Source organism: Rhizobium sp. NZLR11, from assembly GCF_019685115.1.
In the GTDB taxonomy this organism is placed as follows: Bacteria; Pseudomonadota; Alphaproteobacteria; order Rhizobiales; family Rhizobiaceae; genus Rhizobium.
Genome location: NZ_JABDWD010000001.1, coordinates 120,169 through 144,459, shown reverse-complemented (window position 1 = coordinate 144,459; position 24,291 = coordinate 120,169). Strand labels below are relative to the sequence as shown.

The following is a 24,291-nucleotide window of genomic DNA, read 5'->3' as shown; positions in this document are numbered from 1 at the left end:
CACCCATCCCTCGCGATAATGGTTATTGGAAACCGGAGTTCCAACCCGAACGATCTTCGCGTCCTGTGGCGCCACCGTCGATCGCGATGTTGGGAATGGCGCTTTGGGGTCGATTTGGAACAGGTCGATAACCCAAACGTTTTCGCGTGCAGCAGAACATGACGTTAGGAGGCAAGCGGCATGAATACGGCTTTCAACAAGCCCGCGCGGGTGGCCCTGGTCGTTGAGGACGACTACGTCCTTGCGAGCGACCTCGCGTCCAAGCTGTCAGAAGCCGGAATGAAGATCATCGGGCCTGCACCCAACGTCCAGCAAGCCCTGAATTATATTGACGACGGTTCCCAAATTGACGTTGCGGTCTTGGACATCAATCTTAGTGGAACGATGGTGTTCCCTGTCGCCGATGAGCTATCGAAGCGCAATATCCCCTTTTTCTTTGCAACCGGCTACAGCCGGGACGTCGTTCCTCCGCGATTTGCGGATCGGATCTTCGTGGAAAAGCCGCTGGACAAGAGCGCGATTTTCGAAGCCCTTTCCAACTGCCGAGGCCCGGCGGAGAAGGCATCGGGCGACCACAAAAATCTCATTCTTTCCGCGCTTTCGTCCCGTGAAAGTGATGTCATCCAGCCGCATCTGAAATCGATTCGGCTGGTTCAAGGCGAGATCCTTGAACGGCAGTTTGGAGAGATAACGGCAGTCTCCTTCGTCGAAGCCGGGATTGTATCGCTGATCGCCTTGTCCCTCGATGGCGCACAAGTAGAGGCCGGTCTGATCGGGCGTGAAGGCGTTACCGGTACCGGATTGTTGGAAGGCGATTGGCGCACGCCTTACGCTATGATGGTGCAGATCGAGGGAACTGCCCAGCGCATCGATGTCGACAGCTTTCTTCGTCTCACGCAGAAGGCGCCGCAGTTGCGATCTCTTTCATCGTCATTTTCGCGGTCGCTCGGAATCCAGATCAGCTATACGGCCTTGGCTAATGGCCGATATTCCATAGAGCAGAGGCTGGCGCGCTGGCTGCTCATGCTCAATGATCGCGCCGACAGCCAAGTGCTGAATCTGACCCATCAATATATGTCTTTCATGCTCGGCGTCCGGCGTTCCGGAGTGACGGGCGCGCTCCACGTTCTGGAAGGCGAAAAGCTCATCAGATCCGTACGAGGAAAGGTCATCGTCGTCGATCGGGACGGGCTTGTTCTGAAGGCCCATGGTTCTTACGGCATCCCCGAGGCGGAATACGAGCGCCTGATGGGTTTCTCATTGCGCGGCGCCGAGAACATTTCGATGAACTCGGCCAATCATATCCCCGCTTTTCAATCCCGAAAACTTTAAGGACGAAAATAAAGCCTATATTCCTATGAGCGGTGAGCACCTCGTCGCAGCGTTTAAACCTGCCGTGGGGCGCAACTTTTGCCTCAAGTTATAGTTTGACAGGCGAAGGAGCCAGATCATGAACCAATTCCTTGTGTTCGCAGGACGCATCTATCTGCTCTTCGAATCCCGCCTCGTTGGAAAGGTGCCCGGTGGAAAATAGCAATCAAACGAGACTCTTTTCGGGAAAGCGCATCCTGATCGTTGAAGACGAATATTTTCTGGCTGACGAGACTCGCCGGACGCTGGAGGATCTTGGGGCAATCGTGGTAGGTCCGACGTCAAACGTTGGCCGCGCCCTCGACCTTATCGACCGGGAACACATCGACGCAGCGATCCTCGACGTCTACCTTGGTGACGAGCTTGTATTTGCCGTCGCCGATGAATTGGAGGCGCGTGACATCAACTTCGTCTTTGCTACCGGCTACGACCCCTCCCACATCCCAGTAAAGTACAAGGGGTTTGCGCTCTGCGAAAAACCAACTGAACTCGAGCAGATCGCCGTCGCACTCTTTGGTCCACCCGGCGGGTTCGAAAAGCTTAACTGATCGTCTCGCCGTATGGAGCTGTCTTGAATCTGCTGAGACGCGCGGTCGACCCATCTACCGACAGCCCGGCCGCAGGTGCAGGGTTTCGCGATTGAGCTGCCATGTGGAAGAACAATTAGGCCTGTCTGCGTACGACGCGGAACCATGAGGCCTCGCCGACTGTTGAGCATGATCTTGAAAGGTCAAAGGTCATGTCATCAAGCGCGACCAAGGATATCATTGCTATCGGCGGTTCGACGGGGAGTGGAGCTGTGCTCAAGACCCTGGTCGCTGATCTACTTGCTGACCTTCCGGCAACCGTCTTCGTCAGTACCCACATTCCTTCAAACTCACCCGGTTTTTTGCCGGAGATGCTAGCGGCGAGATCCAAGCTTCCGGTGACGCAGGCGGTTGACGGCCAGCCGATCGAGCGCGGACACGTCTATCTCGCTGCACCCGACCGCCACCTTCTGCTCATGGGCGAAACGATCATGTTCGGGGCCGGCCCACGGGAAAACATGGCCCGGCCCTCGATTGATCCGATGTTTCGCTCTGCTGCCCTGTCATTCGGACCACGCGTGGTGGGGCTCGTCCTGACCGGGATGCTCAATGACGGCGCGGCAGGGCTTCATGCGATCAAATCCAATGGCGGCACGGCCGTGGTGCAGCACCCTCTCGATGCGGTGGCGGATCAGATGCCGCTGGCGGCGCTTGAAGCCGTAGAGGTCGATCATGTGGCCTCGGCAGCTGACCTCGGCAGGCTTCTTACCGACATCGCGGGAAGCGAAGCGGGGCCGAAACTTGATCTGCCGTCCGACGAGTTGCGGCTCGAAGTCGAAATCGCGGCGGGTGGACAAACTGGCAGCGCCGAACTTCGCAAAATCGCGTCACCAATCGCTATGACTTGCCCGGATTGCCATGGCGTGCTTTCGGAGGTTCGCGGTTCCCGGCCGTTGCGGTTTCGGTGTCAGATCGGCCACGCCTATACCGCTGACGCGCTGGCGGGGCACATCGATGAGCTGGACGAGGCGATCAGGATTGCGATGCGGGTCATGGAGGAGCGGGTGACCCTCGTTGAGCGCATGGCTCGGGACGCGCGTGATACCGGCCGGACCACCGTCGCTGAACTCTATGAGGCAAGAGCTGCAGAATATCGGCGCTATTCCGCGACCCTGCGCGACGCTGCCTTGACGTCTTCGCGCCTCGGCCGCGCGGCACGTTTTCAAGACTTCTGATAAAGGTGTATCTTTGTGCCGAGCCGAACGTTTTAAGTCGGTGGAACAGAGACATGGATCGATGATGGCGTACGACGAACAGGAAGATATGGTGCAACAGGCAAGCGCACCTGAACGGGTTCAGCACGAACAACCGCTCGTGATCGTCGGTATCGCGGTTTCAGCGCAGTCGCTTCGCTCGCTCGAGCAGATATTCTCCGAGATTGGCGTGGGCCTCGGCGCATCCTACCTTGTGGCAGTTTACCAGCAGGAGGGTCTTAGCGCCGCGACCGTGCTCGAAACGCTGGGGAGGCAGGAGCGACTGGCGGTGACGGTCGCAGCCGATGGAGAGCGGATCCTTCATGACCATATCTATATCGGTGGCTCCGACGACATGATGACCCTCGAAGACGGTCATATCCGCGTCCGGCCGGCCTCTGAACCCGTCGGACATCGTGGCACGGTCGATACCATGCTGATCTCGCTGGCGGAACATGCCCACGAGCGCGCGATTGCTGTGATCCTGAGCGGGCTTGACAATGACGGCACGGCTGGGGTCGCGGCAACCAAGAAGTTTGGCGGCCTCTCGATCGTGGAGATAAGCGATGGAGAAAGTGGATCTCTCGAGGAAGGCAGAGGAGCTGTGGCGATCGCCGACCTGCGTCTGCCGGCCCAGAGCATCGCAACGCAGATCGCGCTTTATGCGAGCAATGTTATCGAGGAAGAAGAGGCTGGTCTGGACGAGGAAGCGTCCGGCGCCATCGAGGCGCAGATTACCCAGATTGCCACCGTTCTTCGCAATGTCACCAGCCATGACTTCCACGGATACAAGCGCGGGACATTCACGCGGCGCGTCCAACGGCGCATGCAGGTGCTGCAGATCGTCAGCATCGACACCTACATCGAGCGATTGCGCGCTAGCCGTGAGGAGGTACAGAACCTCTTTCAGGACCTGCTGATCGGCGTCACGCAGTTTTTTAGGGATCCGAGCGAGTTCGATGCCCTTGAGCGCGAGATTCCGAGGCTGTTCGAGGGCAAGGAGCCGACCGACCAGGTGCGCGTCTGGGTGCTGGGTTGCGCCACCGGCGAAGAAGCCTACTCAATCGCAATGCTGCTGCGCGAACATGTGGCCACCATGGATTATCCCCCGGAAGTGCAGATATTCGCGACGGATCTCGACGCCCGCGCACTGGGAATTGCGCGCGCCGGGCGCTATTCCGCTGCGATAACATCCCAGGTCCAGCCAGAGCGGCTCGCTCGCTGGTTCGTGCGAGAAGGCGATACCTATTGTGTCGTCAAGGAATTGCGGGAGATGTGCATCTTCTCTCCTCACAACATCGTCAAGGATGCACCATTTTCCCGCATCGACATCCTGTCTTGTAGAAACCTGCTGATCTATCTCGACAACGAATTACAAAACAGGGTCATGCCGATATTCCACTTTGCGCTTAGGCCGAGCGGCATTCTGTTTTTGGGTTCCTCGGAGAATGTTACACGCCACGCCAAGCTTTTTGCACCCGTCGACCGCAAAAACCGCCTGTTTCGAAGGCTGGAAACGGCAACCCGGATCATTCCGGACTTCCCGCTCAGTCCACGTCCGCGCAGCCCCGACCATCCGTTCTCGGCACCAGCTCCCATGCTGCAGACCGGCCGGCTGTCGGTAACCATCAGCCGGCAAGCAGAGGTCGTAGCAGAGCGCTTCGCCCCAGCCTATGTGGTCGTCGATTCGCACTATGATGTTCTCCACTTCTCAGGACGCACAGGCCGCTATCTCGAACCGGCATCGGGAATGGCGACACTCAACCTCCTGAGCCTTGCTCATCGCGATCTTCGGCTCGATATGCGCTCCGCCTTGCAGCGTGCCACGACGGAAGCCGTCAAGGTCGAAGTTCCGAGGGTGCTGTTGCGCCAGGACGATCGCACCTACGCCGTCAATATAATCGTCGAACCTCTCGGCAGCGGCGACGTCACCTCGCTGATGGTGCTGTTTCAAGACGCAGGGCAGGTGGCTGAGGGGACGGCGCCCGACGGAGGACGGCTGACGAGCGAAGAGCACGTCCAGCGTCTCGAGACTGATTTGCGCCTTACGCGCGACCGGCTTCAGGCGACCATCGAGGAACTCGAATCCACAAACGAAGAGCTCAAATCGTCCAACGAAGAATATCAGTCGATCAACGAAGAGCTGCAGTCTGCCAACGAGGAGATGGAAACCTCGAAGGAAGAACTGCAATCTGTCAACGAGGAACTGCAGACCGTCAACGGCGAACTGGCCCATCGTGTCACCGAACTTGACCGCGCGAATTCGGACTTGAAGAACCTGCTCGAGGCGACCCAGATCGCTACTGTTTTCCTCGACAACGATCTGCGCGTCAGAAGCTTCACGCCGGCGGCAACCGAAATATTCCATCTGCTTGACACGGATGTCGGGCGACCGCTGGATCATGTCGTATCGCGCGTGGCTTATCCGGAACTGCTGGACGATGTTCGACTTGTCCTCAGAACGCTGATGCCCGTGGACCGGAAGGTCAGCGACCCCACGGACAACCGGCATTACGCCGCGCGCGCGCTGCCGTATCGCAGCGTCGATAATTATATCAGCGGAGCTGTCGTCACCTTCACAGATCTGACGGGGACCTACGAGGCGGAGATGGCGCTTCGACGCAGCGAGGAACGCCTGCAGCGCGTTCTGGAGACAGATGCGGTCGGCGTGGTTTTTCTAAATGAGGACGGTGTCATCTTCGACGCGAATGAAGTGTTCTTGAAGATGTCCGGGTACAGTCGGTCACAAATGGAGCGCGCAGAGCTGCACTGGCGCCGGCTGACCCCGGAGGAGCACATTGCCGAGACCGAAGCCCAGATGGCAGCTTTGAAAGAGACTGGCCGCATGGGGCCATATGAAAAGGAGTATTTCTTAGCCGATGGTGCGCGTCGCTGGATGTTGTTTGCCGGGCGCGATCTTGGCGACGGCACGATCGCTGAGTTCTGCATCGACATCTCGGCACGGAAACAAGCACAGGCAGCTTTGTGGCAGGAGGAGGAGCAGTTCCGCCTGTTTGGCGAAGCCTCTTCCGACGTGTTGTGGATCCGCGACGCGGAGACGCTGCAATGGAACTACCTCGCGCCGGCTTTCGAGACCATCTATGGTGTCGAGCGCCAGCAGGCCGTGACGGACAACAATTTCCGCAGCTGGGCGGAGTTGATCATCCCTGAAGACCGGGAACAGGCGCTCTCCGAGATTCGTCGCGTGCGAAACGGCGAGCGTGCGGAATACGAGTACCGCATCAGGCGCGCCTCTGACCACGAAATCCGATGGTTGCGTAACGCCGAGTTCCCGCTTTTCGGAGAGGAAGGAAATTTCACGCAGATCGGTGGTATCGGCCGCGATATCACCGATGAAAAGGCCTCTGCCGACCGTATGAAAGTCCTCGTCGCCGAGCTTCAGCACCGCACGCGCAACCTCATGGCCGTCGTCCGGTCGATAGCCGACAAGACCATGCGTACCAGCACCGATCTGGCGGATTTCCACAAGAAGTTCCGCGACCGGCTGGATGTGCTGGCGCGGGTGCAGGGCTTCTTGTCGCGGCTACAGGAGGGGGATCGTATCACCTTCGATCAGCTCATCCGCTCCGAACTGGCAGCCCACGGTGTGCCGGAAGGCGAGACGAGCCGGGTTACCTTGCAAGGTCCGGAAGGTGTCAGGCTTCGCTCGACGACTGTCCAGACGATGGCATTGGCGATGCACGAGCTTGGCACCAATGCCGCCAAATACGGAGCGCTTAGCCAACCGCAGGCGCATCTGGCGATCGTTTGGCGTGTCGAGCAACAAGGCGAAAGCGGCAAGCCATGGCTGCATGTCGATTGGCGGGAGAGCCGGGTGAAGATGTCGCCCGCCGATTCCGGACCGCAAGGGGGCGGCCAAGGTCGTGAACTGATCGAACGCGCGCTGCCCTACCAGCTCGATGCGAAGACGTCCTATGATCTTGGTAAGGATGGAGTCCATTGCACGATCGCAATCCCTGTTTCCCTCAGCAACCTGGTCGAGGATGATGGTCATGGCTGAACGGATGCTCGTCGGATACCGCGTGCTTGTGGTCGAGGACGAATTCATGCTGGCGGAAGACCTATCCCTGGAGCTGGCTGACGCAGGGGCCATCGTCATTGGCCCGGCGCAATCTCTGGAACATGCGATTGAGCTGCTGGCCGTATCGGATGTTCTTGACGCAGCGGTCTTGGACGTCAACCTGCATGGTGAGCCGGTATACCCGGTTGCCGACAGGCTTCTGGAACTCCATGTTCCCTTCGTGTTCACGACCGGCTACGACGCCTCTGTTTTGCCGGCGCGGTTCAAATTAATTGGCTGCTGTGCCAAACCCATCGATATGACGCGGCTGTTGGAAGCGTTGCAAATTGCTATCGATACCTCACGACAGGCGTAGCCGCGTGGTCCGCTATGGACCGAAATCCTCTGCTGATCCGTCGACAATTACCGCAACGGTTCGACCCAGCTTATACCGGGGCCCATGCTTTTCATCGCAGGGCAAGCAACTCGGCCTTAAGCCTATCAAGGTGAGCAACATGCATGACCTGCGACTCTTCAAAAATCACCAGGAGTCGTTGCGCTTCTTTCGCGTCGGAGCCGCGGTCGGTCATCTCAGCCACGATCTCGCGCTGCCGAGCGATGTGCTGTCCTCCTAGCGCCACATGCTCTCGTGCCTGCTGCAGATGTTTCTCCACCATACCTCTGTCCATCTCAATGTCCTTCTCTCCCAGCGATGATCATGCGCTTATTAACGAGCTTAGGAAACGGCCAATCACTGCTCGCGGCATCGAGATAGGCCGCGAGGTCACGCGCTTCCTTCTCGGATATTCCGGTGGCCGGCATCGCTGTCTTGGGAGAATAGATCTGGGGCGCGACGATCCAGCCGACGATGTTGTCGGCGGAATTGTTGCCGGCGCAAAGACGATCAGTCGATGAGGTTGTTTCCGAGCATCGAGAGCAAGGACCCGCGTGCCCGGCTTACACGGCTTTTCAACGTGCCGATCCGGCAACCGCACAGCCTTGCAGCGTCCTCGTAACTCGTTCCGGTCGCCACCAATATCAGTGCCCGGCGCCTGTCGTCTGGAAGTTGCACGAGTGCTCGTTGCAGCTCCCGCTCCCGCAGCGCCCATTCCTGGCTGGGCGCAATCGCGACTTGTTCCATGGCCGCGTCCATTGCGGTCGGCTCGCGTTTCTGTCGGCGGTAGTTGGTGCAAAATGTGTTTCGCAGGATTGTGAACAGCCAGGATTTGAGAGAGGTGTCGGGCTTATAGAGGTGTCGCGAGTTCAATGCCTTCAGCAGCGTTTCCTGCACGAGATCATCGATGTCGTCCTCGCTGCGCAGGAACCTCCGGGCAAATGCACGTAACGCCGGCGTCAACTGGACGATCTCCGACTCAATGGCGGACGTTGTTTTGCAATGCGACGCTGAGCTTGTTGGGAACGAGCGCTTCATTTTTTCCTCCCGTAATAAGAAGGAAAGCGGTGTGCGCGCTCTTCGTTGCTGTACGATACCGGACAAACCGCATCGTTGTGATCGATCGACCGATTTTCCACGAGATTGACGCTTTCAGCCGGCCGAAGGGCTGGAGACAGACGAATATCTTCGTTGCTCATGATCGGAGATGCCGAAGCACCTCGGGGCTTTATACTTCCACCTCGCCGTAAAGTTGGCCGCACATCGTCATCGATCGGCGCATCGCGGCCACGCGCTCTTCGGCATCTTGAGAGGAATAGGCCCATATTTCAGTCGCCCAGCTTTTGCCGTCCATATCGTATTGCAGAGCGAACCTGTAGAGCTTCCGATTATCACCGTCCGTGGTCACGAAAGGGGCATCGGGACCGTCGTGACTGTTTCTCACTCTGTTGAACATCAGGACATTCACAACATGCTCCTCGGCTACACCTCGCGCGGCTCCCGGGACGAGGCGCCGCTCCAGGGCTTAACCATGGCGTCTGGATTTCGTTCCCGCTGATAAGGCCATCCCAGCGATCGCGACCGGCAATTGCGCAGTTCTCATTGGTCGCCGTCCCCTTCGGTAGAGGCGCAAGCATCTGCGGTCGGGATCCGGCAATTCGGAAAGCTGAGACCATGGCTGATCATCGGAAAACCTACAGATATTACGTGATGCTACAGGTGTCGGCATGGTCAGCCTGCTAGTGTTTGGGCTCGGAAAGCTTCCTCCTGAGCGATCGCAGGATGCGTGGATGCGTGCATGGCAAAATGTGGTGTGGCTCTTTTTCTTCTTCTGACGAGTTGCGGGCATCCGGGCGGCGTGATGACACCGGTTTCAACGTCATCGTCGATGCCCCCGACAGCTAGGGTCGACATGCTGGTCGCGACCACGCGCGAGCCTTCGGGAAGCCCCGCCACGCTCTTCAACGGCGAGCGCAGTCCCAAACCGCATCTGACCCAGATCTCGATTTCTATCCCGGCAAAGCGCGAAGTCGGCACCGTGCAGTGGCCAAAGCGCCTTCCTCCGAATCCTGCCACCGACTTTGCCGTGACCAGTGTTCAGCAGATCGACACGGTGGCACAAGGCCGCGTCTGGTTCCGGCAGCATGTGAACGGCGGACATGCGCTCGTCTTCGTTCACGGCTTCAACAACACCTATGAGGATTCGGTTTTCCGGCTGGCGCAGATCGTCCACGATAGCAAGATGCAGGCGACGCCGGTCTTGTTCACCTGGCCGTCGCGAGCGGAGATCACCGCCTACGAATACGACAAGGAAAGTACGAACTATTCGCGTACGGCGCTGGAGCAGGCACTGCGCACGCTGGCAGCTGATCCCAACGTCAAGGACATCACCATCATGGCCCATTCGATGGGGACTTGGCTTGCCATGGAATCTCTGCGGCAGATGGGGATACGCGACGGCCACGTCAATTCGAAGATCCACAATGTCATACTGGCCTCGCCTGACATCGACATCCAGGTCTTCGCCAAACAATATGTGGAGATGGGCGAGCCACGTCCAAAATTCACGATCTTCGTCTCTCAGGATGACAAGGCGCTTGCGATCTCCAGCTTCATCACGGGACGCGTCTCCCGTCTCGGCGCGATCAATCCGGCCGAAGAGCCCTACCGCTCGAAGCTGGAAAAAGCCGGCATCACCGCCATCGACCTGACGAAGGTGAAGAGCAACGACAGTCTAAACCATGGCAAATTCGCCGAAAGTCCCGAGATTGTCCAACTCATCGGTCAGCGCCTCATGACCGGCCAGACCCTTACCGATTCCAAGGTCACATTGGGCCAAGGCATTACGGCCGTCGTCGGCGGAACGGTGACCAATATCGGCACCGTTGCCGCTACCGCGGTCGCGGCACCGATTGAGATCATCGAGCAGCCCGTCATACAGAAGAGACCCCCACGATCCGCTAAGGAGACACTCGACGGCGACCTGAAGCAACAAACGCTGACGCAGTGAGGAGTTCCAGGTTGAGATGGCTTCTTTCCTTCATCGCCGTTTTTCTCTTCGCGTTAAATGCATGGGCGCAGACTCCACTGGCGGAACCGCAGCAGAAAATCGACGAACTCGTTCGCCTGCTGCAGGATCCGGACGTAAAGGCCTGGCTCGATAGCCGCAAGCAGAGCGAGCTTGCGACACCCGTTTCACCGGCGGGCAATTCGGCCTTGGCCAAGTGGGAGGCTGGGGCGCGGCTGCGGGTGAACCAGATCCTTTCGGCGATACCTGCGATACCGGCGGAAGTGACGGCGGCGGCGACGAGAGCAAGGCGCGAAGCCGCCAGCAGGGGCTATGCGCCGGTCTTCGTGATATTCGGCGGCTTGGTCGCTTTCGGTCTCGCCGCCGAGGCGGTGTATCGCAGGTTTGCCGCGCGCCGCGAGGCATTGCTTGGCCGGCTTATCCCGATCGGCATCTTCGCCGGAGCGATGGGTATCGTATTTTTCGCGATCGACTGGCCGCCACTCGCACGTGTGACGCTTCTTGCTTATCTCTCGGCGTTTATCCTGTTTCGATTGGCTGCCGCGCTCCTGTCCGTGGCGGCAATGGGTTCCGCCCTGCGCAGGAGGCTGTTGGTCCTGTCCGGGCTCATTTGTTTTGCGCTCGCCACCGCGGCCGTCGGCGAGCCACTCGGCGTTTCCCCTGAGATCAGCTATGCTATCAGCTACTGCTTCTCGGTGGTTGGACTGCTGCTTGCGATCGAGGCAGCATGGTCGATCTGGGAGGGAAGCCGCGCCTGGAAAGTGGCGATAACGGCCTACCTCGTCGTCCTGTGGCTCGTCTGGTGTCTCAATATGAGGGGCCTCTTCTGGATCGGCATCTACGCGCTGGTGTTGCCGGGTATCCTGAACGCCGTCGGTCGCCTGGCGCTATCCTTCACCAGCGATCCCGGTAGCCTGCACGGTATCTTGGTCGCGCGAGGGGCACGCGCCGCGGTTCTCGTCCTCGCCGTGGGATGGCTGGCGCTTGTCTGGCATCTCAATCCGGACACGCTGGGTCAGCGCGATCCGATGATCGCCGCGTTTTTTTACGGCGGCCTGAAAAGCGTTCTCATCCTCGTGGTTGCCGACCTTCTCTGGCAGATGGCACGGGGCTGGATCGACCGAACGCTGCGCGTATCGACCGGCACGACATCGCTCGCGCCGGCGGACGCGGCCCGACGTGCCCGGTTCCGCACGCTTCTTCCGATTTTTCGCAACGCATTGGCCGTCGCTGTTGCGGTCATGGCGGGACTGATCGTGCTGGCGCAATTGGGTGTACAGATCGGTCCGTTGATCGCGGGAGCGGGCATCTTCGGTGTGGCCATCGGTTTTGGCTCACAGACTTTGGTGAAGGACATCATTAACGGTGTGTTCTATATGCTCGACGACGCTTTCCGTGTGGGCGAATACATCCAGGCCAAGGATTACAAGGGAACGGTGGAGAGCTTCAGTCTCCGCTCGGTTCGTCTGCGCCATCATCGCGGCCCAGTGTTCACGGTGCCGTTCAGCGAACTGGGTGCTGTCGAAAACATGAGCCGGGACTGGGTGATCGACAAGTTCAGGATCACCGTCGGGTTCGATACCGATATAGACAAGGCGCGCAAGCTGACCAAGAAGATCGGAGCAGAACTGGTGGAAGATCCGGAACTCGGGCCGAACTTCCTCGAGCCGCTGAAAATGAAGGGCGTCGAGCAGTTCGGCGACTACGGCATCGTGTTGAGCTTCGCCATGACTACGGTTCCGGGTATGCAGACGTATATCCGTCGCAAGGCCTATGCCAAAATTCGCGAGGTGTTCCTGGGCAACGGGATCGCATTCGCGCAGCCGACGGTGCAGGTCGGAGGAGACGAAAAGGGCGCCGCGGCAGCCGCTCAAGCAATCCGCGCGCAGCAGGCAAACGCGGCGACGCCGGCTAAGTGAGCCTGCCGGCAAAGCAGATGAGACGCGCTGGAGCAGGATGCCTTCAAGCCGGCCAGCCCATAGTCTGAATCCTGTTCTAAATTAATCGGTTAAAGCATGATTTCGTCCGAAAACCGCTCACACTTTCGGCATCTCTAAGGTTTCAAATCATAAGCTTGTTGCGATGCGCGAAGCTCCACCAATGTCTTGCCGACACAGCTGCCGCCTCCCGCCCCACCGATCGCCTTAGCCTTTCCATCAAGCGTGATCGTGCCGGCGATCCGATCAGATGCCACATAAGTCGCCACACCGTCATGGGAGACCCGCGATATGTAAAACGCATGGTACGTCTCATTGTACTTGCAATGGATGACCAACGGAAACTGGGAGAAGGGATCGTCCTCGGCGCGGGCGACGGTCACTTGAGAAACCGCCCCCAACGCTGCCGCGCCGATCAAGCCTGCAACAAATCCCTTGGTCGGTCTTTTGCGGGACGCATCTGTCATGGTTCAATCCCCTTTGTTGCGGTCCAAAGCGCGTCGCATCAAACTTTATTCATCCGACGCGCCTTAGGCCTTTGTTTTTGTGCATGTCGTTATCCCGGAACCGCTGCACACTTCCGGGCGACATGCTTTAGGCGATGGCCGCTTTCGCTAAATCGTTAAGGCGATGAGTGCATCGCGGTCGAGAAGCCGGACAATTCGTTGCGATTTGCCGTTGAGACGAAGGATGTGTTTTTCCCGCAGCTTCGTGAAAGAGCGGGCAACCGTTTCAACCGTCAGGCCAAGATAGTCGGCAATGTCGCTGCGACACATCATGATATCGAATTCCGGATCCTCGGGATGACGGTCAACCATCTCCTGAACAAAGGCCGCAAGGCGCTTCAGCGCGCTTTGCTCGCTGATGATGAGTTGTTTTTGCTGTGCCTTCGCAAGGCCCGTCAGGGCAATCTGCAAAAGATCGATGGGAACGACTGCGTCCTGATTGGTACGAAACGGTCTTATGCGAGTTTCGCAGATGGCTTCTGCAAAATCGGTTCGCACATTTCCGATCTCGAGCCCGAACCATTCGCCCTTGCCGCAGAACGATAAGATGTGCCGCTGGCCGTTCGATGTCAGGCGGTATATCCGGACTGCGCCTGCTTCGACCTGGTAGATCGCAATAACGTGTTCGCCTTCGCTATAGATCGTCTCGTCGGCGCTGAATTTTATTGACTGATCTTTTGCCGCCCCTGAACCCGCCCTGTGGCGGTGGTCGGGAACCGTCGTGTATTTTCCGATCGCCTGAGCCTGAAACATGTGAATCGCCCCCCATCCGACGCTGCAGCATAAGCAATCGTTGCATGTCCCGGTATTCGAGATACCCCTTACGTATTGCTACGGAAGCAGGCGATCACGGACTGGTGTATAAGCTATTGCCCCTGGAGAGCCGTATCGCGGGAGGTCTAAATGGCACCGGAAGAGGGAGGGGACAGCCAGGCACGACAAGAATCCGCAAGCATTCGTGCTCAGCTTGATCGTATGCTCGCAAGTTCGGAATTCCTCGCTCCCGAACGCGGGCGCCGCTTTCTCCAATATATCGTAGAAGAGACGCTCGATGGGCACGGCGAGCAGCTCAAGGCCTCTACGATTGCGCAGGCGGTATTCGGACGCGATGCCTCCTTCGACGCGCAGAACGATCCTGTTGTCCGTATCGAGGCGGGGCGTATCCGTCGCGCAATCGAACGATACTATCTCGTTTCCGGAGGCAGCGACCCGATTCGGATCACCATTCCCAAGGGGGGCTATGTTCCGCACTTTTCGAGCGGTGAAAACGACTCCAAGCCAGGCGACGTGTCTGCGCCAAGTTACGAGAAAAAGGAAAATCCCCCCGGACACGAGCGACCGCTGACCTATCGAGATCTCCTCCTGCCGATCGGCATTCCGGCCCTGTTGGGCGCTATGGCGGTTCTCGCCCTCATCCGTCCCCTCGCATCCTACCTCTTGCCGGCGGGGACGCTGCCAGCTCCTGCCCAGTCAATGCTGAACAGCAAGACTAGGATTGTCGTCGAACCCTTCGCAGCCCTCGGGGCTACCGCGCAAGGAGCAGACTTTGCGAAGGGAGTGGTCGATCAACTCATCGCCAAGCTCGTCAAGGTGGACGACTTTGTCGTGCTCGCTCCCGGGCAATCCGGCATGGAGCCTATCGGCCCGCTCTTCAATTTGCAGGGAAGTGCTCTTGTCGAGGGCGGCGCGGCTCTACGTCTGCATGTCCGCCTGATAAACGGCGCCGATGGCACGGTCGTCTGGGCAAATCAATATGATCGCGACCTCAGTGATCAAACCATTCTCGATGTCGAGGATGAGGTTGCCGCTCAAATCACGAAGGAGATTTCAACCAGCCGCAAGCTGGGCCGTTCGGGCTCCGAGCCATAGCCGTCGCATTTTGAGTCTTTACCGTCGTCTTCTCGGGTGATCGGATTTTGGGGCGACGCGCTATTTTTACGATGGGAGGTTGACGGCCACGCCAGCGGCGCGCAGCCCGTCAAAAAACCGCTCCTGATCTTCCGGGCGCTTAAGGCGTAGGGAAATCTCCTGGCGGATGTTCGTCATCAATGCGGGCGCATTGACATGGAGCCAATCCTGTTCCAGCTTGGCTTCATCCATCTTCCCAGCGGCTCCAAGAATGGATAGCAATACGAGGTGACGCATCGGGCTGCAGTCGAGATCGGATTTTCGAGACCACCGTTCCGCGGATTCCATATCGCCCCGCATAAATGCGCAGAGCGCCATGCCGCCTTGGTAATAGCCTTGGGGGCCGACATTTTTGTCGATTGCGACTGATATCAACTCGCAGCCTGATTGCCATTTTCCGGACATCGCCAGTCGCAGGCCGTATTCGCCCGCAACCTCCACATCGTTCGGATTTGCAGCATAGGCTGCAGTCCCGGCCGCCAGTGCCTTGTCGATATCCCCCCTGAAGAAGTTCACCAGCATACTTGCCCGCAGCACCTGGGGATCGTGCGGCGCGAGCGAAGCGGCCCGTTCGGCCGAAACGGTTGCAAGTTCGAGAGATTCGACAGAGGGCGATGTCCCGAGCTTGTAGCGAAATCTGATTTCGTCAAGGTAGACCATGGACAAGAGCGCCCAGGATGTAGCGCTATCAGGCGTTCGCCGGGTTGCCTGCCACAAGCATTCGCGTGCAGCGCTATGACTTTGAGCGGTCATCGTCTGGACATAACTCTGATAGGCCAAGGTACAGACATAGGCATCCCGGTTGCCCTTCTCCATTGGCGTGGCGAGCACACTTGTGTCGGCCTGAAAGATGGCGCCATGGGGCTGCGCTATGGCGCCGACGATTTGCCGGGCGACACTTGTTTGAATGCCGAGCTTGTTTTGAGCGCGAAGATCGGCATCGAAATTACTGGCCCAAATGACCGCCCCGTCTGCTTGGCGCACCAGCCTTGCAACCGAGCGCAGCTTGCGTCCGTCCATCTGGATGTTGCCTTGAAGCGCGTAGTCAGCAACAGCGGTATGATCATTTCTTGACGGATCGGCGACGACGACGATGTCATCGCGTTGGGCGAGCTGGCCAATAATGTCGTCCCTCAGGCCGCGGGCGATATCCAAACTGGAGTCAACGGAGCTGCTCGTTGCAAAAAACTCGACAGCGACCGTCGGCATGGAGGCAGCTGACGGCGGAGAACTGGTCTGGGCATGTCGCGCAACCAAAAGTCCCGAGGCAAGCGCGAGGAAAAGAAGCACGAATACGGCCAGAAGTCCGGTTGCGACGCCGCGAGCGGTCGGCAGCGCCGGAGGCTGCCCCTCCTGAAGCGGATGTCGTTGATCCGCCAGGTCTGCGGCAGGCGCGTTTTCCGGGTCGCTCCGAGGTGGCGCCGGTACCGACGCGTCCCGGGTATATTCGAAATGCGGCACGTATCCGCCCTTAGGCACCGTTATGACGACCGCGTCCGCGTGGCCTGCGACGAGATAATAGCGTTCCAGGGCTTTTCGTATCCGGCCAGCCTCTATGCGTACGACCGGGTCATTCTGCGGGTCAAATGAGGCTTCCCGACCAAAAACCACATTTGCAATAGTAAATGCCTTCAGGAAGCTTGCTCGTCCAGCGAGCGTTTCGTTGACAACAAACTCCAGGAAATTTCGCCCACGTTTCGGCGCGTGAAATTCTTCGCTTCCGAGAATTCGCTGAACTTGCTTGCAGATTTCCTCAGCGGTCGGTGTAAGCGTGCTGAATAGATTGACCTTTGCTGCGTTTCTCATGATCGCCCCCACGACTTGATCACGCATTTATAAGCGTCTTCTAAAGCACCATAGCTGAGTAGATTGCAGTTGCAAAGGTTAGTTTTGGCCTATCGAGCGTAGGCTGGCCAGACCGGTGAGGTCGGTCCGGTTTCAGTCGACTGCGCAACCGCGTCAACGGTCATGGCCATGCGCATGAGTTCCGCCAGATTGCGGGCGCCCATCTTGGCCATCACGTTGGCGCGATGGACTTCCACCGTACGCGAGCTGATACCCAGATGATAGGCGATCATCTTGTTCTGCAAGCCGTCGAGCACGCCGGTCAGAACCTGATGTTCGCGATCTGTGAGCTGACGAACACGCGCCGCGACGCTCTCGGAATCGACGATTGTGTGACTTTGCCGCCTTTGACCCATTGCCAGGTTGATGGCCGCGATCAGCGCTTCCTCCCTGAGAGGTTTTTCCAGGAAATCCGATGCCCCCGCCTTCATCGCGTTAACGGCTGCACCGACATCGCCCTGGCCGGTAATGACGATTGCCGGAACGTCCGCACTCAGCCGATGCAGGCGCTGAAGCAATTCGATGCCGTCGACATCGGGCATGCGCAGGTCCGTGATCAGGCAGCTTCTACCCGAAAGGGGCAGAAGCTCCAGAAACGCGTTTGCGCAGCTGTGCGCCCGCACGGCAAAACCTGCCGACACCAGCAAAAATGTCAACGATCGTCTCAACGACTCCTCGTCATCGACGAGATGGATCGTAAGGTCGTTCGCCATCTGTCTTGGTCTCCACCAGCGGAATTGAGAACGAGAAGATCGAACCGCTCTCTCTTCCTTTGTGTGCGCTTATGCGGCCCCCATGCGCTTCAACAATGCGCTTGCACAATGCCAGGCCCATACCGAGGCCATGTGGCTTGCCGCTCACGAAGGGGCGAAACAACGTCTCTTCCATCTCGGCTGCAATCCCACAGCCGTTGTCGGACACTTCAACGACGAGAGACGAGAAGTTCTCTACTGTCGTCCGGATCCCGATAGAGGGCTGCTCGGCACACTCCGTCGCCTCCAAAGCGTTGCGGAGGAGGTTTGTGAGCACTTGCACCACCTGAACGCTGTCTGCGAGAACGACGTCCCGCGCTGCCTTGAGTTGGAAGTTCGTATGAAGGTCTTTTCGCCGCGACCCCATAAGCGCGAGTCTTATCGCCCGATGGATCAGTTCGTGCATCTCTTGCGGTTTCCGCTCGGAGGTGCCGCGCACGGCGAATTCTCTTATGTTCTGGACAAGACTACCTGCCCAGAGCGCATTCTGTGTGATTTCCAACAGTGCTTCACGGAGTTCTTCGTCGCGCCGGGGGCCATCCGTGGCGAGGCGGCCGCAGCCTTGGGAATAAGCTGCGATGGACGACAGTGGCTGGGAAAGTTCATGCGCAAGGGTGGATGCCATCTCTCCCAATTCAATCACTCTTGCAAGGCGGGCAACCTCGTGCTGAAGCTCCTGAACTTGCAGCAAAGTCTCGCTCTCGGTTTGATAGTCCTCGAAAATCGCCGCGGTGAAGAAGCCTTTTTCGCCGTGCTTTCTGACGATGGTCAAGGCAGTCGGGAATTGGGCTCCGCTCTTGGTGATCGCCAAGCCGGCACGCACTGCGCCGCGGTCTCCCCATCGTCCCTTGAGTTGAACATTCGGTGTCGCACGCCAGACAAAATCGATCTTGCGGCCAATCAACTCGCGCTCTTCGTAGCCGAACAATGCGACCGCAGCCCTGTTGCAAGCTGAAATTTCGTGGAGATGGCTGATGAAAAACACCGCATCCGGCATGTCTTCGTGGAGTTGCCGGATCCAATCCATCCGCAGCCCGTCTTCTTCTTCGGTCAAAGCGCCCACCGGCTCGGGGTGTGGCAGTTGCGGCGTCAAGGACCATGCTTGACCCACCACAATCGCGGCGGCGGCACTGGTTTCGGCAACGACATGCGGTGCCTCCATCTTGATGGACATGATGGTCTCCTCCGCCCTTTGAGACGCATTGGCCCTTGGGACCGTCGTTCTTCTCGACCGATGGCGTAATACTACCATCTTTGGATGAGGAACCGGTGTAGGATCGCGTAGCCTCTATTGTTCTTCCTTGGGGCTTTTGACGCGATCCTGTCGTTAGCGCTCGCCATGACCCTATTGATTCGGCTCAATGCGTCCGCTTCATTGTTCTATTATTGTGAGAAGCAAAGGCTACGTGGCCATGTGAGGGAGTTGAATGATCAGAACGTTTGTCCTGATGGCAACCTGATCTTTTACTCGAATGAGCGATGCCAAAAGCCGGTCGGATCTATCTCCGCACACAAGGCGCGTGATTGCTGTCTTATCGCAATGCCAGCGCATAGCGGGTTCATTCGATGGCCATAGGCAGCTGATCGAGGCAAGGCATGCCGGTGGAATAGCGTGCCTGAATGACACCTCGCATCCGGTCAACCCGATGAATCGTTGGGGGAGGGCGCGGCGATGTGGCGGTTGCCTGTCGAAGCTCCGTTCGAACTTGATATAGAGCTCGCTGTCATCGACGATGACGGCGTTCATGCGCTGGTTTTTCCTTGCCAGCGTCTCCCCGGTGGCTGGATCAATGCCATGACGGGTGAAGTGCTCGACGTTCACCCCACCCATTGGCGGGTATGGCAAATCTATCGATGTGTCGTTTCGGGCCTCCAGTGAATGCGACCGCATTCCCTTGGCTTCACCCACCACATACTGCGTTACCGATTGTCTGCGATCAATGACATGACCGAGCCGGCCCAAATAGTGTGATGGCCAATAACCAGCGGCGGCGCCGCGATCCAAAAAGCTGCAGGGAGGGCCACATGCGTGGTTTCGGCGTTCACTCGGAGGTTGGAAAGCTCAGAACTGTCATGGTTTGCAAACCGTCTCTGGCGCATCAGCGCCTGACGCCTGCCAACTGCCATGACCTGCTTTTTGACGATGTCCTATGGGTGCATGAGGCTCAGAAAGATCACTTCGATTTCGTGCTGAAGATGCAGGAAAGAGGCGTAGAAGTTCTCGAACTCCACGACTTGCTTGGCCAGGCGCTGACCAACAAGCAGGCACGTGACTTCATATTGGACCGACGCATCACTCCGAATGTACTCGGCTCGCAGATTGCCGAGGCGATGCGGCCATGGCTTGACGAGATGCCGGCCACACAGCTCGCCGCGTTCATGATCGGCGGCATCGCGATCTCCGATCTGCCGGAAGTCAAGGCCAAGTCGCTGATGCTCAGTGCCTTGCCGGAAACGGATTTCGTCATTCCGCCGATCCCGAACACGCTGTTTCAGCGCGACCCCTCCTGCTGGATTTACGGCGGCGTGACCTGCAACCCGATGTTCTGGCCGGCGAGACGCGCAGAGACACTGATCCAGCGGGCGATCTATAAGTTTCATCCGATCTTTCTGGGCGGCGATTTCCGGATCTGGTGGGGCGATTCAGACAATCAGTTCGCCAATGCCTCGATGGAGGGCGGCGATGTCATGCCGATCGGCAACGGCACGGTCCTGATCGGCATGGGTGAGCGCACGACTTACCAGGCCGTTGGCCAGGTGGCGCAGGCCCTGTTCAGGAGCAAGGCGGCCAAGAGGGTGATCGGCTGTCTGATGCCGAAGAGCCGCGCGGCAATGCACCTCGACACCGTTTTCAGCTTTTGCGATCGCGATGTCGTCACGCTGTTTGCCGAGGTCGTCGACCAGATCCGCTGCTACAGCATGTACCCCAGGGATGACGACGGAACATTCGAGATTCACCCCGAAAGTCAGTCGATGCTCGATGTTGTCAGCGAGGCGCTCGAGTTGCCGAAACTGCGCATCGTGGAAACCGGCGGCAATTCCTACCAGGCGGAGCGCGAACAATGGGACGACGGCAACAATGTCGTCGCACTCGAGCCCGGCGTCGTCGTCGCCTACGACCGCAATACCTACACGAACACACTTCTGCGTAAGGCAGGGATCGAGGTCATTACCATCCGTGGCTCCGAACTCGGCCGTGGTCGTGGTGGAGGGCATTGCATGACATGCCCCATCTGGCGCGAGCCTGCATACTGACGTTTTCACCCATGAAACACACCGACGGAGCAAGACAATGAGCTTCAATCTGCGCAATCGCTCGCTTTTGACCGTGCAGGACTATACGCCACGCGAATTCCGCTACCTCCTCGATCTCGCCCGCGATCTCAAGCGTGCCAAATATGCCCGCACCGAACAGCAGCACCTCAAGGGCAAGGAGATCTGCCTAATCTTCGAGAAGACCTCGACGCGGACAAGATGCGCCTTCGAGGTCGCCTGCTCGGACCAGGGCGCCAACGTGACCTATCTCGATCCATCCGGCTCGCAGATCGGCCACAAGGAATCCTTCAAGGACACGGCGCGTGTCCTTGGCCGCATGTATGACGCGATCGAATATCGCGGATCCGCCCAGCACGGCGTGGAGACGCTTGCGCGCTACGCCGGCGTGCCGGTCTATAACGGCCTGACGGACGAATATCATCCGACGCAGATGATCGCCGACGTGATGACGATGCGCGAGCACAGCGACAAGCCGATCGCCGACATCAAATATGCCTATGTGGGCGACACGCGTTCGAACATGGGGCACTCGCTTCTTATCATCGGCTGCCTACTGGGCATGGATGTGCGCATTTGCGGCCCCAAGTCGCTCTGGCCCTCCGACGAGTACATGACGATCGCCAAGGACCTGCAGCAGAAGTCCGGTGCGCGCCTGCTGGTCACTGATGATCCCAATGAGGCGGTCCGGGGGGTCGACTTCGTTCACACCGACGTCTGGGTCTCGATGGGTGAGCCGAAGGATGTGTGGCGCGAACGCATCAAGCTGCTAACGCCCTATCAGGTCAACGAAGCCTTGATGAAGGCAACCGGAAATCGTCAGACCAAATTCATGCATTGCCTGCCGGCTTTCCACGACACCGAGACGGTATTGGGCAAGCAGATCGCGGAAGATTACGGCATGAGCAACGGCCTTGAGGTCACCGACGACGTCTTCGAGTCCGAGGCCAATGTCGCCTTCGAGCAGGCGGAAAATCGCCTGCACACGATCAAGGCCCTGCTTGTCGCTACCTTGGGAGATTAGGATGCGGATCGTTATAGCGCTAGGCGGCAATGCGCTTCTCCGGCGTGGGGAACCCATGACTGCCGATGCCCAGAGACGGAATGCGCGGACCGCGGCTCATGCGATTGCGCCGTTGGCGGGCGAGCATGAGATCGTCATAACGCACGGAAATGGCCCGCAGGTGGGGCTACTTGCGCTTCAGGGCGCGGCCTATAAACCGGAGGAAGCCTATCCGCTCGATGTTCTCGGCGCTGAAACCGAGGGCATGATCGGTTACATGCTGGAGCAGGAACTCGGCAACCTGCTGCCGTTCGAGCAGCCTCTGGCAACGCTGCTGACCATGGTAGAAGTCGATGCCGCCGATCCGGGCTTCCAGAACCCGACCAAATTCGTCGGTCCTGTTTATGAGAAGGCGGAAGCGGACCGGCTGCACGCCGAAAAGGCCTGGGTCTTCAAGCAGGATGGGGAAAAGTGGCGGCGTGTCGTTGCCTCGCCGGCGCCCATGCGCATCTTCGAAATTCGTCCAGTCCGCTGGCTGCTGGAACAGCGCACGATCGTTATCTGCGCCGGCGGCGGCGGCATCCCGACGATGTACGAAAAAGGGAGTGACCGGAAGCTGATCGGTGTCGAGGCGGTGATCGACAAGGATCTATGCTCGGAGCTTCTGGCGCGCGAGCTCTCCGCCGATCTTCTGATCATGGCGACCGATGCTCAGGCCGTCTGCACCGACTGGGGCAAACCGTCAGAGAAGGCGATCCATTGCGCCCGCCCCGATGATTTCAAGCAATTCTCCTTCCCGGCTGGATCGATGGGTCCCAAGGTCGAAGCCGCCTGCCATTTTGCGCGCACAGCGGGCGGGACGGCGGCAATTGGCTCGCTTGCCGATATTGCCGGAATGGTGCGCGGCGAGCGCGGGACGATCATCAATAGCGGCTTTGATTGCCTGAGCTGGCACTGAAGCGCGTCGCATCAAATCTGATTGATACGCGCTTTAGCTTTTTGTTCTTATGCATGGTCATTATCCCGAAACCGCTGCACACTTCCGGGCGACATGCATTGATCTTTCATGACAACTTATCGCGAGAGCGCCGGGTGCGTTGCTGCACTCGGAGCCGTCTCTTTGTCTCTCGCACCAGCTGCATTTCGCCTTTGCCAGACATAGACGGGGATGCCGAGCATCAGCAGGACCAGGCCATAAAGCACCGGCTCGGCGCCGGAGCCATAGAGAGTGAAGATCGCAAAGAGAAAGGCGATGAGCTCGATCGTGCTGACCTTTGGCATGTGCCCGTGCGTCACGCCTGCCACAAGGGTTCTGGCCAGCGAACAGAAGGCGTAGGGAACGACGGCGGTCATCGTGCTCAGCCCGACCATCAGCCGATAGACGGCGGCAAAGCCTTCGGAGCCGATCGCTTGAACCAGCACCAGAAGCGTTGCAAACGAGGCTGAAATGACCATGCCCCATGCCGGCACGCCGCGCGGCGAGAGCCGCGCGAAAAGCGGCGGAAACAGCCCGTCGCGGGCAGCCGCCATCGGAACCTGGCCCATCAGCAGGGTCCAGCCGTTGAGCGCTCCGATCGAGGAGATCAGGACCGCGATAGAGATCGCCAGTTCGCCGGTGCGCCCCCACATGATCCCGGCGGCCTGGGAGAAGGGTGCTACCGAATGAACAAGCTGCTCGCGCGGGACGAGGCCCATCACCACGATGGTGCCAAGCACGTAAAGAGTGGCGGCGATCGAGATCCCGATCACCGTCGACCGGGGAATGGTGCGCTCGGCGTTCTCGACATCACCGGCAGGAACGGTCGCCGATTCCAGCCCGAGATAGGCAAACATCGTCAGTGGCGCCAGCGTCGCGACCGATTGCAGCAGCGGCTGGCCGCTCGGATTGAATTCGGAGAAATGCGACGGATCGATATAGAGAAGACCGATAATGGCGACCGCACCGAACGGGAGCAGCTTGGCATAGGTGGTAACCTGCGCGAAGAGGCCGGCTGCATGAACGCCGCGAAGATTGACGAGCACGATCGCCCAGATCACACCGAGGGTCAGCACGGTCGCGGCGAAGCGATTGCCAAGGGCAGGGAAGAGATCGACCATCACTCCGGTAAAGGCAATGGCGATGACGGGCAGCGATGTCCAGATGGAGATCCAGTAACCCCAGGCGATCAAAAAGCCTGCGAAATCGCCGTAGGCGATTCTCGTATAGGCGTAGGGTCCTCCGACGGCGGGCACAAGGCTTGCAAGACGCGCGAAGGTGAGACCGAGGCAGATCGCACCGGCACCCATAAGGATCCACACGATGATCGCCAGATTGCCATAGGGCGCGACGGCAGCCGGGGAAAGATAAAACCCGGACCCGACCATATTTCCGACCACGATGGCGGTGCAGGCGGCAAGCCCCAGGCTCTTGCCGTTTGGCGACGTTGTCATGAAGACCTCCCGAGAATCTTCCTTTCCGTGCCGATGCGCTTTC

General features: G+C 58.8%; 21 protein-coding genes and 1 pseudogene. 12 read left to right on the top strand and 10 right to left on the bottom strand.

The features are described 5' to 3' along the window. The first annotated feature begins 180 nt into the window (after nucleotides 1-180). From HJB83_RS00680 to HJB83_RS00660, 5 genes are all read left to right on the top strand, one after another. A complete protein-coding gene (locus tag HJB83_RS00680) occupies nucleotides 181-1,332 on the top strand; it encodes a helix-turn-helix domain-containing protein (protein ID WP_207585800.1) in 1,152 nt (383 codons plus the stop codon). Nucleotides 1,333-1,523: 191 nt separating this feature from the next. Then, a complete protein-coding gene (locus HJB83_RS00675) occupies nucleotides 1,524-1,919 on the top strand; it encodes a response regulator (protein WP_207585799.1) in 396 nt (131 codons plus the stop codon). Nucleotides 1,920-2,110: 191 nt separating this feature from the next. Further along, nucleotides 2,111-3,133 (top strand): chemotaxis protein CheB, encoded by a 1,023-nt coding sequence (locus tag HJB83_RS00670; protein ID WP_221131131.1) that lies wholly within the window; start codon nucleotides 2,111-2,113, stop codon nucleotides 3,131-3,133. A gap of 64 nt (nucleotides 3,134-3,197) precedes the next feature. Further along, complete coding sequence (locus tag HJB83_RS00665; protein ID WP_221131130.1) at nucleotides 3,198-7,172, top strand: CheR family methyltransferase; 3,975 nt, start codon at nucleotides 3,198-3,200, stop codon at nucleotides 7,170-7,172. After that, a complete protein-coding gene (locus HJB83_RS00660; RefSeq protein ID WP_207585796.1) occupies nucleotides 7,165-7,548 on the top strand; it encodes a response regulator in 384 nt (127 codons plus the stop codon). Before HJB83_RS00665 ends, HJB83_RS00660 begins: the two co-directional genes overlap by 8 nt. Nucleotides 7,549-7,639: 91 nt before the next feature. On the opposite strand, the gene HJB83_RS00655 is transcribed toward HJB83_RS00660, so the two are convergent. From HJB83_RS00655 to HJB83_RS00645, 4 genes and pseudogenes are all read right to left on the bottom strand, one after another. After that, on the bottom strand, nucleotides 7,640-7,861 hold the full coding sequence (locus tag HJB83_RS00655) for a hypothetical protein (RefSeq protein ID WP_221116248.1): 222 nt from the start codon (nucleotides 7,859-7,861) through the stop codon (nucleotides 7,640-7,642). Between the two features lie 73 nt (nucleotides 7,862-7,934). Then, nucleotides 7,935-8,060, bottom strand: a pseudogene (locus HJB83_RS34665) (cytochrome C); the annotation flags it as partial. A 16-nt stretch (nucleotides 8,061-8,076) separates the two neighbouring features. Next, a complete protein-coding gene (locus HJB83_RS00650) occupies nucleotides 8,077-8,604 on the bottom strand; it encodes a sigma-70 family RNA polymerase sigma factor (protein ID WP_207585794.1) in 528 nt (175 codons plus the stop codon). 190 nt (nucleotides 8,605-8,794) lie between these two features. Further along, the gene (locus HJB83_RS00645) at nucleotides 8,795-9,034 is read right to left on the bottom strand and encodes a hypothetical protein (RefSeq protein WP_246762910.1); all 240 of its coding nucleotides are present in this window, start codon (nucleotides 9,032-9,034) and stop codon (nucleotides 8,795-8,797) included. A 330-nt stretch (nucleotides 9,035-9,364) separates the two neighbouring features. Between HJB83_RS00645 and HJB83_RS00640 the strand changes: the two genes are divergently transcribed. Both HJB83_RS00640 and HJB83_RS00635 read left to right on the top strand, forming a co-directional pair. After that, entirely contained in the window at nucleotides 9,365-10,576 is a 1,212-nt protein-coding gene (locus tag HJB83_RS00640; protein ID WP_207585793.1) for an alpha/beta hydrolase, read from the top strand. An 11-nt stretch (nucleotides 10,577-10,587) separates the two neighbouring features. Continuing rightward, nucleotides 10,588-12,513, top strand: coding sequence for a mechanosensitive ion channel family protein (locus HJB83_RS00635; RefSeq protein ID WP_221131128.1), 1,926 nt, complete (start codon nucleotides 10,588-10,590; stop codon nucleotides 12,511-12,513). Nucleotides 12,514-12,647: 134 nt separating this feature from the next. Here HJB83_RS00635 and HJB83_RS00630 read toward each other — a convergent pair whose 3' ends face one another. Beyond that, on the bottom strand, nucleotides 12,648-12,998 hold the full coding sequence (locus HJB83_RS00630; RefSeq protein ID WP_207585791.1) for a hypothetical protein: 351 nt from the start codon (nucleotides 12,996-12,998) through the stop codon (nucleotides 12,648-12,650). Nucleotides 12,999-13,145: 147 nt separating this feature from the next. Continuing rightward, entirely contained in the window at nucleotides 13,146-13,790 is a 645-nt protein-coding gene (locus HJB83_RS00625) for a helix-turn-helix domain-containing protein (protein ID WP_207585790.1), read from the bottom strand. 150 nt (nucleotides 13,791-13,940) lie between these two features. Here HJB83_RS00625 and HJB83_RS00620 point away from each other — a divergent pair, with 150 nt between their 5' ends. Then, a complete protein-coding gene (locus HJB83_RS00620; RefSeq protein WP_221131127.1) occupies nucleotides 13,941-14,906 on the top strand; it encodes a hypothetical protein in 966 nt (321 codons plus the stop codon). Between the two features lie 66 nt (nucleotides 14,907-14,972). Here the strand turns inward: HJB83_RS00620 and HJB83_RS00615 are convergent, their stop codons facing one another. From HJB83_RS00615 to HJB83_RS00605, 3 genes are all read right to left on the bottom strand, one after another. Further along, on the bottom strand, nucleotides 14,973-16,778 hold the full coding sequence (locus HJB83_RS00615; RefSeq protein ID WP_221131126.1) for a hypothetical protein: 1,806 nt from the start codon (nucleotides 16,776-16,778) through the stop codon (nucleotides 14,973-14,975). 62 nt (nucleotides 16,779-16,840) lie between these two features. Next, complete coding sequence (locus tag HJB83_RS00610) at nucleotides 16,841-17,503, bottom strand: response regulator transcription factor (protein ID WP_207585787.1); 663 nt, start codon at nucleotides 17,501-17,503, stop codon at nucleotides 16,841-16,843. After that, nucleotides 17,469-18,716 carry a sensor histidine kinase gene (locus HJB83_RS00605; protein WP_207585786.1) on the bottom strand — a complete coding sequence of 416 codons (1,248 nt, stop codon included), beginning with the start codon at nucleotides 18,714-18,716 and terminating at the stop codon, nucleotides 17,469-17,471. Before HJB83_RS00605 ends, HJB83_RS00610 begins: the two co-directional genes overlap by 35 nt. A gap of 498 nt (nucleotides 18,717-19,214) precedes the next feature. Here HJB83_RS00605 and HJB83_RS00600 point away from each other — a divergent pair, with 498 nt between their 5' ends. The 4 genes from HJB83_RS00600 (at nucleotide 19,215) to arcC (ending at nucleotide 22,776) form a co-directional block, all read left to right on the top strand. Continuing rightward, the gene (locus tag HJB83_RS00600) at nucleotides 19,215-19,421 is read left to right on the top strand and encodes a hypothetical protein (protein WP_207585785.1); all 207 of its coding nucleotides are present in this window, start codon (nucleotides 19,215-19,217) and stop codon (nucleotides 19,419-19,421) included. Nucleotides 19,422-19,567: 146 nt separating this feature from the next. Continuing rightward, nucleotides 19,568-20,797 carry an arginine deiminase gene (gene arcA, locus HJB83_RS00595; RefSeq protein WP_207585784.1) on the top strand — a complete coding sequence of 410 codons (1,230 nt, stop codon included), beginning with the start codon at nucleotides 19,568-19,570 and terminating at the stop codon, nucleotides 20,795-20,797. 37 nt (nucleotides 20,798-20,834) lie between these two features. After that, a complete protein-coding gene (locus tag HJB83_RS00590; RefSeq protein ID WP_207585783.1) occupies nucleotides 20,835-21,839 on the top strand; it encodes an ornithine carbamoyltransferase in 1,005 nt (334 codons plus the stop codon). Nucleotide 21,840: 1 nt separating this feature from the next. Beyond that, nucleotides 21,841-22,776 carry a carbamate kinase gene (arcC, locus tag HJB83_RS00585; protein WP_207585782.1) on the top strand — a complete coding sequence of 312 codons (936 nt, stop codon included), beginning with the start codon at nucleotides 21,841-21,843 and terminating at the stop codon, nucleotides 22,774-22,776. A 116-nt stretch (nucleotides 22,777-22,892) separates the two neighbouring features. On the opposite strand, the gene HJB83_RS00580 is transcribed toward arcC, so the two are convergent. Next, entirely contained in the window at nucleotides 22,893-24,248 is a 1,356-nt protein-coding gene (locus HJB83_RS00580) for an amino acid permease (RefSeq protein WP_207585781.1), read from the bottom strand. Nucleotides 24,249-24,291: the final 43 nt, after the last annotated feature.